Annotated in this window: 10 protein-coding genes; 4 read left to right on the forward strand and 6 right to left on the reverse strand. The window is 50.6% G+C overall.

The window, feature by feature from the left end; translation table 11 throughout:
* Window positions 1-15 precede the first annotated feature (15 nt).
* Window positions 16-1,446: a circularly permuted type 2 ATP-grasp protein gene (locus tag IE117_RS19015; RefSeq protein WP_189566107.1), complete on the reverse strand. Its 1,431-nt coding sequence runs from the start codon at window positions 1,444-1,446 to the stop codon at window positions 16-18.
* Window positions 1,447-1,554: 108 nt separating this feature from the next.
* Here IE117_RS19015 and IE117_RS19020 point away from each other — a divergent pair, with 108 nt between their 5' ends.
* Entirely contained in the window at window positions 1,555-3,162 is a 1,608-nt protein-coding gene (locus IE117_RS19020; RefSeq protein ID WP_229581153.1) for a DUF5723 family protein, read from the forward strand.
* 34 nt (window positions 3,163-3,196) lie between these two features.
* Here the strand turns inward: IE117_RS19020 and IE117_RS19025 are convergent, their stop codons facing one another.
* The 4 genes from IE117_RS19025 to fbp all read right to left on the reverse strand — a co-directional run bounded on the left by IE117_RS19025 (window position 3,197) and on the right by fbp (window position 8,956).
* Window positions 3,197-4,942, reverse strand: a complete 1,746-nt coding sequence (locus IE117_RS19025; RefSeq protein WP_189566109.1) for an arylsulfatase — start codon at window positions 4,940-4,942, stop codon at window positions 3,197-3,199.
* A gap of 91 nt (window positions 4,943-5,033) precedes the next feature.
* Window positions 5,034-6,248 carry an MFS transporter gene (locus IE117_RS19030; RefSeq protein WP_189566111.1) on the reverse strand — a complete coding sequence of 405 codons (1,215 nt, stop codon included), beginning with the start codon at window positions 6,246-6,248 and terminating at the stop codon, window positions 5,034-5,036.
* An 82-nt stretch (window positions 6,249-6,330) separates the two neighbouring features.
* Window positions 6,331-7,539: a DUF2264 domain-containing protein gene (locus IE117_RS19035; protein ID WP_189566112.1), complete on the reverse strand. Its 1,209-nt coding sequence runs from the start codon at window positions 7,537-7,539 to the stop codon at window positions 6,331-6,333.
* 403 nt (window positions 7,540-7,942) lie between these two features.
* On the reverse strand, window positions 7,943-8,956 hold the full coding sequence (fbp, locus tag IE117_RS19040) for a class 1 fructose-bisphosphatase (protein WP_189566115.1): 1,014 nt from the start codon (window positions 8,954-8,956) through the stop codon (window positions 7,943-7,945).
* A gap of 178 nt (window positions 8,957-9,134) precedes the next feature.
* Between fbp and IE117_RS19045 the strand changes: the two genes are divergently transcribed.
* Window positions 9,135-9,944, forward strand: coding sequence for a DUF4198 domain-containing protein (locus IE117_RS19045; protein ID WP_189566117.1), 810 nt, complete (start codon window positions 9,135-9,137; stop codon window positions 9,942-9,944).
* Between the two features lie 10 nt (window positions 9,945-9,954).
* Here IE117_RS19045 and IE117_RS19050 read toward each other — a convergent pair whose 3' ends face one another.
* Window positions 9,955-10,680 carry a 3-keto-disaccharide hydrolase gene (locus IE117_RS19050; RefSeq protein ID WP_189566119.1) on the reverse strand — a complete coding sequence of 242 codons (726 nt, stop codon included), beginning with the start codon at window positions 10,678-10,680 and terminating at the stop codon, window positions 9,955-9,957.
* Window positions 10,681-10,858: 178 nt separating this feature from the next.
* Between IE117_RS19050 and IE117_RS19055 the strand changes: the two genes are divergently transcribed.
* Window positions 10,859-11,485: an RNA polymerase sigma factor gene (locus IE117_RS19055; RefSeq protein ID WP_229581155.1), complete on the forward strand. Its 627-nt coding sequence runs from the start codon at window positions 10,859-10,861 to the stop codon at window positions 11,483-11,485.
* Between the two features lie 151 nt (window positions 11,486-11,636).
* The gene (locus IE117_RS19060) at window positions 11,637-11,882 is read left to right on the forward strand and encodes a hypothetical protein (protein WP_189566121.1); all 246 of its coding nucleotides are present in this window, start codon (window positions 11,637-11,639) and stop codon (window positions 11,880-11,882) included.
* Window positions 11,883-11,934 lie beyond the last annotated feature (52 nt).

Consider the following 11,934-nt stretch of genomic DNA (forward strand, 5'->3'; position numbering starts at 1 on the left):
TGACGAAAACACTATTCAATAAAGTACCCAGGTATCTTTTCCGCCTCCTCCCTGCGATGAATTCACTACCAACGAGCCTTTGCGCAAGGCTACCCTGGTCAGGCCACCGGGCATGACGTGGATATCTTCGCCATACAAAATGTAAGGCCGCAAGTCCACATGCCGACCTTCGGCATGATCCTGCATCATGCAAGGCACTCTTGAAAGGGATATGGTTGGCTGCGCGATGTAGTTACGCGGATTATCCCGGATTTTCTCACGGAAAAGTTCGTGTTCCTCCGCTGTTGCCTTTGGGCCGATGAGCATCCCGTAACCGCCCGCTTCGTTGGCCTCCTTCACAACGAGTTGCTCGATGTTTGCCATGACGTAGTCGAAATCTTCCTGCTCCCGGCAGATGTATGTCCTCACGTTAGGGATGATGGCTTCTTCACCCAGATAATACTTGATGATTCGGGGTACATACGCGTAGATCACCTTATCATCGGCCACGCCCGTCCCCGGCGCGTTGGCGAGCGCGACACGTCCATTTTTGAACACCTCGAAAATCCCCTTTACGCCCAAAAGTGAGTCGGGGTTGAACACTTCGGGATCCAGGAAGGTGTCGTCGAGGCGACGGTAGATGACATCGACTATTTCGAAACCCTTGGTAGTGCGCATCTTGACGAAGCCATCGTTCACGACCAGGTCGCGGGCGTCCACCAGTTCGACGCCCATCTGCTGCGCCAGGTAGGAGTGCTCAAAGTACGCCGAGTTGTAAATGCCCGGTGTGAGTACCACCACATTGGGGTTGGGGCGCTCGCTGAGGTGCTGCAGCATGTGGAGCAGCCGGGTGGCGTAGTCCGACACGGGCCGCACGCCCGTGCGGGCCAGGACATCGGGAAACAATTGTTTCGAAAGTTCGCGGTTTTCCAGCATGTAAGACACACCGGACGGACAACGCAGGTTATCTTCCAGCACCATGAATGTACCATCCTCGCCCCTGATAAGATCAGTGCCGGTGATGTGGCACCAGATTCCTTTGGGAGGAGTGATACCCATGCAGGCGGGCAAAAAGCATTTGCTTGACTCGATGAGGTCACGCGGCACAATGCCGTCATTCAGGATGTCCTGATCATTGTAAACATCATTGATGAACATGTTCAGCGCCCGTATGCGCTGCTTAAGTCCTCGTTCCATTTCGTCCCATTCCCGGCCAGTCAGCACACGCGGAATAATGTCGATGGGCATGGTGCGCTCGGTACCTTCACCTTCTGAATAGACATTGAAAGTGATGCCCATCGAGAGCATGGAACGCTCCGCAGTTTGCTGCCGGTTGAGCAATTCCTGACTGGTAAGTGTTTCAAATTTATTTTTAAGATGTTCGTATCCGGGTCGGATCTGACCTTCGGGCAGGAACATTTCATCATAAAAGGTTTCTGAATTATAGCCGGAAAATGAAAAGTTCATAGGTTTTTGATTGAAATCAGGTGGTTTGGTGCTTACAACCGAACAATTTATGGCGGGCGATTGGTTTTACCAAATTATTAAAAAAATTAGGCTTTTGTTACGATATTTATGCAAATTTCTGCGCTAATTGCCATCAGTCTTCGTTTAGCCTACGTCATGATTTTCAGGTACCCTTCTCTGCTTTTTATACTGTTTACCGTCGCACTTGTTCCCGGATCAAACGCCCAGCACATGCCTGGCGTAGCGATGGGCAACTATGCCGGCACCCAATCGCTTTACCATAATCCTGCTTTCGTAGCCGATTCCCGTTACAGTGTTCATGTCAATTTTGTCGGAGCGCAGCTCTATGTCGCCAACAACCACATCAAGTACAATGTACCCTATTCCTTTCTGTCGCTGATGACGGGCACTGTTCCGGATAAGTACCGAAATGAACGCGGAGCCATTATCCTGCCAAGGGTGGATCTGGAACAGAAGCTGAACGGACGTCTCAAGCACATGAACCTGGGTTTGGAAGGTCGCCTTCCTTCCGTGATGTTTTCCCTGTTTGACGGAAGGTTCGGAGTAGGCGCAACCTCACGGGTGCGGGTAATGGGCAACATGTCTCAGTTCACGGAACCTCTGGCCAGGGCGCTTCGTGGTCGTGGCAAAGGTGAGGATATTCAGAAACAGCTTTTCGAAAACCAGTCCGGTAATCTCCACCTGAATGGCGTGGGAGAAGCAGCACTGACGTTGGGCGGCGTACTACTGGATAATGAGACTGATTTTTTCAAAGTAGGGGTTACGGTCAAAAGATTGATCGGGCTTTACAATGCCCATATCATTATTGATGATGGTACTTTTGGAATCTATCCTGATGAAAACTACCAGCTCAAAAAGGAACTGATTAACGTATCCACCATACGTACCACGTACGGCTACACGAGCGACGGTGGGTTTCAGGACCTGAAGCTCTCACCCGCCTGGATGTTGGGCAATGCACCCGCGGGAAGTGGCTGGGGCTTTGATGTGGGGATGGTCTACGAGTACCGACCCAACGCCAACCGACACTCCTATACCGAACGCGGCGTTCGCAAACGCGATGGTAGTGTCAACAAATACCTGTACCGGCTATCCCTGGCCGTAACCGATGTTGGGGGCGTTCGCTACAAAAACCCTAACTACGTCAGGCAGTTTCAGACATCGGCCATCAATCGGACTTTTCGCTTTGAGAATTTCCAGAAACTGGATGGTACGGAGGGGTTTTTCAATGCAGTCAACAACTCCCTGGACACCGACACAAGCACGCCCACGACTTCGTTTCGCTCCGTTCTACCCACGGCCTTTCAAGCGAGCCTGGACTACCAGGTACAGCCCAATATCTATGTCAATACCCTTTGGGTGCAGAACCTAATTTCTGCCGGAGCCTTTGGCATGAAAAGCGAGTCCGTGCTGGCCGTCACTCCGCGTTATGAACACCGTTGGTACGAACTGTCCGTTCCCGTATCGATCATGAATCGTTATGGTTCCTTTGGGGTGGGATTGGCTGGCCGCGTAGGGCCACTTTGGTTTGGTACCGACCATCTGCTGGGTTTACTGAACGTAGGCAAACCCAAGACTTTCAATCTCTACGCCGGGTTGTCGGCCGGTCTTTTCCGCCGGCCGCCCAAATCGCCCAATGCCTGTTATCTACCTGGTGGGGAAACTTTCTGGGACAGGCTCTTCAGAAGACGATAAAAGGCACTGTCTGGTGGCAGTAAATCGGCTGCTATTAGTTAGACCTTTCCAACATCAGGAGGCGAAAATCCATCACCTCTTTCCCTGCAATCTTTTCGGCTTTAAGCGTTAAACTACCTTTTCCTTTTTCGAGATGTACTTTTCCGATATTCAGGGTTTTCCAGTCCTTGACGTATGATTCGGGGCGCTCCACGCGGTCGTTTTCCATACCGCGCAGCGGTGGGTCGAAAGCTTCGGAGATTTTGGCGAGGACGTTAGTATTTCCAAAGGTTAACCGGAAAGTCGACCCCACATTTTCCGGGGCGCAGGTATAGTATATCGTGGCTTCGAAGTCCCCATCGGCCAAGACTTCCACATCCCACACGATGGCGTCTTCGGGTTTAGTCCAATTGGTAAAAAAGGAGCAATTGGGCCACCGGTTTGAGCGCACAATACCACCGATCGGCTGGGCATCGCGGGCGGGTAGTTGAGTCCATCTAAAATCTGGATGACCGACAGGGAATGTGCGTTCATCTTCGCCATGGATTCCCGGAAGTAATTCGGCGTTCCATTTTGTGGCCGCTTCCCGCAACCGTGCGGTAACGTCCGGCTTGCGGGTGGATATATCGGTTGTTTGACTGGGATCGGCAATCATATCGTACAGTTTTCCCTTGCTGTCGAGACGATACTGCTGACTTCGCACGCTTGTATTGCCGTTCCAGTAGTTGTAGAGCAGTCGGTTTCTGTTAAAACTACCTTTCTTGGAAAGCAAGGGTTTCAGGCTTACGCCGTCGAGCGGCTTCTTAGGCTTAAAATTGATGTTAGCCATGTCGACCAGTGTGGGTAACAAATCGATGACGCCCGAAATTTCCCGGATTTTAGTTCCGGGCTTAATCATTTTGGGGTACTGCATCACTAGTGGCGACCGGACGCCCCCTTCGTCAGTGGACCCTTTTCTACCCTTCATTCCTTCATTCCAGCGAAATGAATTGGGGCCGTTGTCGCTGAAATAGAGGACTATGGTGTCGTCTTCCAGATTCAGCTCTTTCAATTTTTCCATTATCCGCCCGACGTTCCAGTCGATGTTCTCGCACATAGCCAGGGCGGCTCGGGTAAAGTCAAGGTCCTCTTCAAGCCCATCTTCAGCGCGCAGCGCCACCGGCTTATTCTTATAGTCATCCCACCAGCGGTCGGGTACCTGCATGGGTGCGTGGGGCGTGTTGTAGGGGACATAAATGAAAAATGGGCTGTCCTTGTTTTGTTCCATAAAGGACATGGCATGGTCGGTCAGGTCGTCCACCAAAAAGCCTTTTCCCTCCGTGATCGCGCCATTATGTTCCAGCATCGGGCTGAAATAATCGCCCCAATGGCCGGAGCAGAATCCGTAGTAATCATCAAAGCCACGCGCATTGGGGTGATAAGGGTACTGCATCCCGCTATGCCATTTCCCGTAAGCTGCGGTAGCATAGCCCGCACTTTTGAAAGCCTGGGCAATGGTAGTTTCATCGAGGTTGAATCGTTCGCCGCCTTCGGAAGTGCTGCGGACACCCATGCGGGTATGGTATCGTCCGGTAAGCAGTTCCGCGCGGGTGGGAGAGCAGACGGGCTGCACGTAAAAGCGGTCGAATAAGGCGCCGTTTTTGGCGATGCCGTCTATGTTGGGTGTATGAATATTCGTGTTGCCGCTCACGCTCAAATCGCCCCACCCCTGATCGTCGCTGAGGAGGATAACGACATTGGGCTTGCGGTTCTGGGCTTTGAGAAAAGCAGGAAGCAGGAGAAGTAAGAGTATGAAGCGCATAATCTTGTTTTTAGGGGCAAAGTACCAAAGTACCAAAGTACCAAAGTGCCAAAGTACCGAAGCACCGAAGCTTATCTTTTGAATTTGTCCACTACACTACTACTTCGCCCGTCGCCACTGCTGCTTCCGCTTTTTTATCATTGAATAAAAGAAGGAATAAAACCAACACCACACCAGCAATGGCGGCCGGTACCATCCAGATCGACGTCCAATCCTTGACACCATTGACCGTGTACATTTCCGTGACTATGCCCGCCAACTTGGAGCCGATGCCCATGCCGATGCCGTAAGTGGCAAGCGTAATTAGTCCCTGCGCCTGGGCTTTGATGTTGGCTCCGGCCTTCATGTCTGTGTAAATCTGGCCCGTTACGAAGAAGAAATCGAAGCAGACGCCGTGCAACAGAATGGCAATGTAGAGCATCCATTCTCCCGAGCCGCCGTCGCCGTAGCCGAACAGAACGAAGCGGACAATCCAGGCGATAAGCCCGGCGGCCAGCATCCATTTGATTCCCAGTTTGCGGAAGGCCAGGGGAATCAACAGCATGAAAACTACCTCTGAAGCCTGTCCGAGCGACATCTTGTTTTCCACGTAAGTCATCCCCGAGTCGGTCAGCGACGGGTTGGCCATCGCGTAGTAAAAGGAAAGGGGAATGCAAATGGCAATGGAAGACAAAAAGAAAATGACGAAGGAACGACTTTTGAAAAGAACGAAGGAGTCAGTCCCTAAAATCTGGCCAAAAGTCGCCTTGCCCGTGGCCGTGGGTGGTGTGTCGGGTAGCGTGAATGAGAAAAGCCCCAGCACGACCGCCGACACCATGGCAATCTGAAAAATCATCACGTTATCGCCGACATTCATGAACCCGACGATGTTGGTTACGACGATCCAGGCTATCGTACCCATCACGCGGATGGCCGGAAAATTCTCTTCGGGATTGGACATCTGCCGCATGGCGATGGAACTGGTCAGCGAAATGCAGGGTGCGAACGACAGGCAGTAGCCCAGCATCACCCAGAAGAATGTGTCGGCATCCTGGATCTGGGTGACGTAGAAAAGGATGGCCGCACCCAGCAAGTTCAGCACACCAAGTACCTTCTGGGCCGCAAAATAGCGGTCGGCGATCATGCCCACGAAAAACGGTGCAATAAGCATGGCCAGTGAAAAGGCGGTGTAGGCGTTACCAACCTGGTCGCCCGTGGCGTCGAGTTGGGTAAACAGGTACTTGCTCATTTGGCCATACCATGCGCCCCACACGAAGAACTGCATGAACATCATAGCCATCAATTGGTAACGAACGGTTTTATTCATTTAATGATGAGTGATAAATGATGAATGATGATTTTTTTAGCCGAAAGCCGAAAGCCGAAAGCCGAAAGCCGAAAGCCGAAAGCTAATAAAGGGCATGATCGGTTGGGATGTCCACGCTGCCCCATACTTTTTTGTTTGTCCAGTCGGCCGCAGGAGCAGACCAAAAAGGATCGCTGGCGGGCAGCCCCAGCGGCAACAATGCTGTGGCGCAAAGATAGAGGCTTCCGGTAGAAATATAGGTTTCACCGATGGCGGGCTGGTGCCCGTGGACACCGATTTGCAGCCAGCCATGGGCATCGTACGTTTCGGGACTTTCGGTAGTTCGCTGAATCACCGCCGTAAGCGCCGAACGAACCTGCGCGGGCGCTACCTCTTTCGGAAGCTTCCGGACCAGGGCCATATTCGCCAAATGCTGAAATGCCCCGGCGCGGTAGGCGATGGAGCGACCGATGATAGGGAAAGTACCTTCAGGCGAAATGAGCCTTTCCTGAATGGCGGCGTAGCGGATCGCCCGCTTCGTCACGTCTTCCGCCATTTTTTCGTATACTTTTTCCTTGGGTACGATCGCTTCCAGAATATCGTACAGGTAGGGTTGGATCACGTAGCTATTGTAATAGTCCCAATGGAAATTGGGGCCATCGCCATAAATTCCGTCGCCTTTGTACCATTGTTCGTGCTGACGCAGGGCGTAATCGATGCGCATCCGGTCGTATTCGTACCCGTATTTGGCAAAAAACGTTTCGATCATGGCACTGAAAAGAAGCCAATTGTTGAAACCTGGCCGGATGACGCGACTGCTCAGAAAAGCTTTGACAACGTTCTCTTTCACAGAACCTGGCACAGCTTCCCAAAGCTTTGGCGCTCTGATGAGGCCATCAGCCAGAAAAGATGCATCCACTACAGGCTGCCCTCCCTTGTTGTAGTTCATGAAATCCCTGGCGTTGGGATTAGAGGCGTTATCAAGCGCTTTGAGGCTCAGAGCGAAGTACTTGTCCCTCATTTTCTTCTCGGCAGGATCCGAAAACTCCGTTTGGTTCAACCACGGGCTTATTCCCGCCATCAGGCGACCAAATGCTTCCAGGTGTGTATATTCCGGGCGGTCCTTGGTCTTTCCTTCGACGGGCATATTGGCTTTCAGAGTGTCATTCGCCAGATTTTCAAGAACAGGCTTTGCCAGTTTGTCCAGGTGGCTCAGCCAAATCTGACGGTCGGAAGGGGCAGGAGGCTGGAAACTACCGAACGAAGCAACGCTGGTCAGGCCAAGGGATTTGATGAATAGTCTTCTGATCATTGGGTCAAGAGTAAAAGTGAAAGCAGTGCTTCCGGGAATAAACTAAGCTAATAGAGTCAGGAGCGGGCGAAATATACCTGAGTTTCCCTATCCCGGACCGATATCTTCCCAAGCCTGTTTTCCACTGAATTAATATAAACGCTTACTAATCTTCTCACAATCAATTACATTCAGGCGGTTCCTCTGCCTGAACATGACGGATGGTTCCGGATTGGAATCGGCAACGGTTCGTGCCGCTTCGATAACAAGTACTTTGAAGCCGATACGATCTGGCAGGGCCCCTAGCCTAAAAAGTCGTGTGCATGACTGAAAACTACCAAGGCAGGCTATGGTATTAAAATCAAGAAGGCGGGATAGTTGTCCTGGACCGGATAGCACGCACCATTACCCGCCTTAAAGAAGACTAACCTTTGATATATTCCATTAACTCTTCCACCATCTTGGGTGCGCCTATGTAAAAAGGTGTGCGCTGGTGCATGGAAGCGGGTTTAATATTCAAAATAGCTTCCGTGTCGTTCACTGCCAGGCAGCCCGTTACACCCGCGATAAATGCCAGTGGATAACACTCGTACAGCAAACGCAGTTTGCCATTTGGATTTTTAGGGGTAGAAGGGTAGAGGTATATTCCACCCTTTAAGAGATTGCGGTGGAAATCAGCCACCAGCGAGCCAATATACCGGGCCGAATACTGACGTTCGCGGCAGGAGGCCAGATATTTGCTGATCGGTTCGCTGAAATCGTTCAGATTCCCGTCGTTGTAAGAATAAATGCTGCCGTCTTTGGGACTCTTGATATCAGGGTGTGAAAGAATAAATTCACCAAGTGAATTATCGTAAGTAAAGCCATTGACGCTATGGCCGGTGGTGTAGACCAGCATGGTGGAGGATCCGAACAGGATATAGCCCGCCGCTACCTGCTCCTGACCGCCCTGCATGAAATCGTCGAATGTCGGCTCGGTGCCAATCGGCGAAATGCGACGGTAAATGGAGAAAATGGTACCTATCGAGACATTGACATCAATGTTGGAGGAGCCATCGAGCGGATCAATGGCTACCACGTACTTTCCGTTGTTGTTTCCCGTAAAAATAATGCCCTCCTCTTCCTCTGAAATCAGGGCGCAGACTTCACCGCCAAAAGTAAGCGCCCGGCGAAAACGTACATCGGCAATTACATCCAGCTTCTGTTGGTTTTCGCCCTGAACGTTTTCCTGTCCCATTTCTCCGGTCAGATCAATGAGTCCGGCCCGGTTGACCTCCCGGTGAACGATTTTCCCGGCCAGAGCAATATCGCGGAGTAGTTGGGACAGCTCGCCCGTTGCGAAGGCAAAAGCATACTGACGATGCATGATATACCGGTCGAGTGTGGTACCGACGGGCAATACCATCGGGTGCGGGTGGTTTTCTTTCTGACTCAACATGTGGTGAGGGCTAATTGCGGTAAATGAGATTTGACAAAATGGTAACGATGGCCGAATTTCTCAATGGGGAGGCTCCCGACCTTTCGGGCAATAAAGTCAAATTTCATCTTTTGGTACTGCTTTTAGCGTAAATATTAGTCACACTTGCTTACATTCATCTTTCCAAACCCCTTTTTTTATGAAACTACGCATATTCGCTCTCATTTTCATTTCGACCGCCTCAATCGCGCTGGCTCACGAATTCTGGATTGTTCCCGAAGACTTTTTTCCTGAATTGGGAAAAAAATTGAATTGGAAAATTCAGGTCGGGGAGGACTACATGGGGGAGCGTTGGGGTGGTGGAAGTCGCCGGATTGAGCGGTTACGTTTGTTTACCGCAAATGGGCAGGAAGACCTGACCGGTACTATCGAGCAAAGTGATCAGCAGGTGGAGGCGCCCGCGTTCACCCTTGAAAAATCCGGAACGCAAATGTTGGTGCTGGAAACGAATAACTCTTTTATTGAATTGGAACCTGTCAAGTTTGAGGCGTATCTCAAAGAAGACGGGCTCCAACTGGCCCTGGATTATCGCCAGAAAAACAATGAGCAGCAAAAGGTCGGGCGCGAATTCTACCGCCGCTGTGCCAAGACTATTATTCAGGTAGGTGAACAAAAAAACGGCCTGCCCACCAAACCGACTGGGCTGGATCTGGATATCATCCCGCTTCAGAATCCCTACGCCATGAAGCGCAACTCTGCACTTACCTGCCGTATATTATACAATCAAAAACCCCTCGCCAACGCAATGGTGCGTTGCTGGCGGCGCGTGAATGGCAAAACGGAGGTAGAATTCCAGCAGACTGATTCAAAAGGCGAGGCTACTTTTGAATTAACTAAAAAAGGCAAAGCAGCCTATATGCTCAGCAGCGTGCACATGGTGCGGCTGGCGGACAGCGACAAAGCGGATTGGCAGAGTCTGTGGGGGAGCGTGACATTTGGGATGAAGTGATTCAAACTTCTTACTCCACCAACGGTGCGGTCTGCTCCGCCGATGTTACACCCGCCGGCAATTCCAGAATCCTGATGTTTCGGAAATGGATCTCCGCTCCTTCGGCTTCCAGGCAGATATAGCCCTTTTTGCGCTCCGAAGCCCGCAATCCGTTCACGAACTTGCCATTGACGGATAGTTTTACCGTACCGTCCACGCAAACTACCACGTATTTGTTCCACTCCCCTTTGCCACGGCAACGCTTTTCAAGAGACTTGCTCCGGGGACCGCGCGGATTGTCAGGGATGGCGGTCATGCCCATCGTCGGGAACAGCTCACCGTGGACGTAGGCGTCGGTTTGGTTGTGGATAACGGCCCATTGAAGTTCCAGCATCTGGACTTCGATGGCTTTGGTGAGTGGATTGTCGCCAAACGGGGTTCCCTCACTCCACACGAACACGCCGGAGTTGCCCCCGGCTTCCATGTGTTTCCATTCTATTTCCAGGATAAAATTTTCGTATTGCCGGTCCGTGCGCATCACGCCAATTGGTTTTCCTGTACTGATAAGTACCCCTTTTTTGACTTTCCAGGTGTCTTCGGCGGTGTTCACGTTCACCCAGCCGTTCAGGTTCTTGCCGTTGAATAGTCGTCTGAATGACAGTGCGTCGAATTCCGATTGGCCGAATGTCGCTGCCGTTGCCAGCAGGAATGAACTCAGTACCAGTGCGATTCTGATCGCGTGAATAGAATAGGGCATAGCGGATTTTGTGATATGACTGGGAAGGCCAACGATGAGATGCTGACAAGAAGGTGATTTATTTTCAAAAAGGGAGTATGACCCGGTGGTTGTTCTCTTTGTTTTGTAAGTCAAACTTCTGAAATAAAGGTGATTATCGGTTACCTAATTCCTGATCAGCAAACTACCTATGCTGCCTATGAACGAAATTTTAAGCCAACCTTTCAATATGCCAATAACGAATGATCTCACCCAGGACCAGGATAATTCGGAGGATTCTGACAGAGAACTTTGGCGCGACATGCTCCAAGGAAACATGGTGGCATTCGAGCGACTGATGCATACCCAATACCGGTTTTTATACCACTACGGACTTAAATTTACCAGTGATCAGGAGTTTGTTAAAGACACTGTTCAGGATCTGTTCATGCATGTGTGGGAACGCCGCGAAAGTTTGAATGCCGACATTCCTCCTAAGCCCTACTTGATGGCATCGTTGCGGCGGATGATGAACCGGACCCAACAAAAAAACACTACGGTATTGGACCCTTCGGCGGAGCCGTCCAATAACCCTTTGCTACGTATAGAATTCTCAGTGGAGAAAAACTATATCCGACGCGAATCCGCCCGCGTACTTAGCCAGCGTCTTAAAATGCTCCTCGACGAACTGCCACTACGGCAGAAAGAAGTAATCTACCTGAAATACTACCAAGAACTCAGCCGATCCCAAATCGCGATGGTAATGGATGTCGCTCCTCAGACGGTATCCAATCTGCTCCAAATGGCGCTGAAAAAACTTAAAAAATATTGGGAAGATGAATTTTAAGTCTCTTCGATAGAGTCAATCAATTGTTTTATTTCCAATATTTTAGAGTACTTCCTGTGCTCTAAATCCTATCTATTCAAAAAAAAGTTTTAAATGTAATGGTATCGGTCGTTCGGTTTCGTCTATATAAAGGCAGAACCATTATAACTGCATGAATCATTACAGTCACTTCTGCGCCGAGGATTTCGTTTGGGACGAAGCATTCCGGCAGTGGATTTTGGCTCCGACCCGCGAAAACTACCGCATGTGGAGCAACTGGCTGGAAGAAAATCCCGAAATGACAGAGTCCGTACAACTGGCACGAGACATAGTGCTGTCCCTGCATTGCCGGGGGCCAACCCTGACCGATTTCGAAGTCGAAATTGAAGTGCAAAAAACCATAGACCGCCTTTCCTGAACTACACTGCTAAAACTGATTTATCAACCATAAACCCCAATCCCATGTAAAC

The organism is Persicitalea jodogahamensis (assembly GCF_014651615.1).
Taxonomy (GTDB): Bacteria; Bacteroidota; Bacteroidia; order Cytophagales; family Spirosomataceae; genus Persicitalea; species Persicitalea jodogahamensis.

Bases quoted from the DNA above. Each gene is read 5' to 3' on its own strand.
- IE117_RS19015 (WP_189566107.1), bottom strand. From the start codon at position 1,446: ATGAACTTTTCATTTTCCGGCTATAATTCAGAAACCTTTTATGATGAA.
- IE117_RS19020 (WP_229581153.1), top strand. From the start codon at position 1,555: ATGCAAATTTCTGCGCTAATTGCCATCAGTCTTCGTTTAGCCTACGTC.
- IE117_RS19025 (WP_189566109.1), bottom strand. From the start codon at position 4,942: ATGCGCTTCATACTCTTACTTCTCCTGCTTCCTGCTTTTCTCAAAGCC.
- IE117_RS19030 (WP_189566111.1), bottom strand. From the start codon at position 6,248: ATGAATAAAACCGTTCGTTACCAATTGATGGCTATGATGTTCATGCAG.
- IE117_RS19035 (WP_189566112.1), bottom strand. From the start codon at position 7,539: ATGATCAGAAGACTATTCATCAAATCCCTTGGCCTGACCAGCGTTGCT.
- fbp (WP_189566115.1), bottom strand. From the start codon at position 8,956: ATGTTGAGTCAGAAAGAAAACCACCCGCACCCGATGGTATTGCCCGTC.
- IE117_RS19045 (WP_189566117.1), top strand. From the start codon at position 9,135: ATGAAACTACGCATATTCGCTCTCATTTTCATTTCGACCGCCTCAATC.
- IE117_RS19050 (WP_189566119.1), bottom strand. From the start codon at position 10,680: ATGCCCTATTCTATTCACGCGATCAGAATCGCACTGGTACTGAGTTCA.
- IE117_RS19055 (WP_229581155.1), top strand. From the start codon at position 10,859: ATGAACGAAATTTTAAGCCAACCTTTCAATATGCCAATAACGAATGAT.
- IE117_RS19060 (WP_189566121.1), top strand. From the start codon at position 11,637: ATGAATCATTACAGTCACTTCTGCGCCGAGGATTTCGTTTGGGACGAA.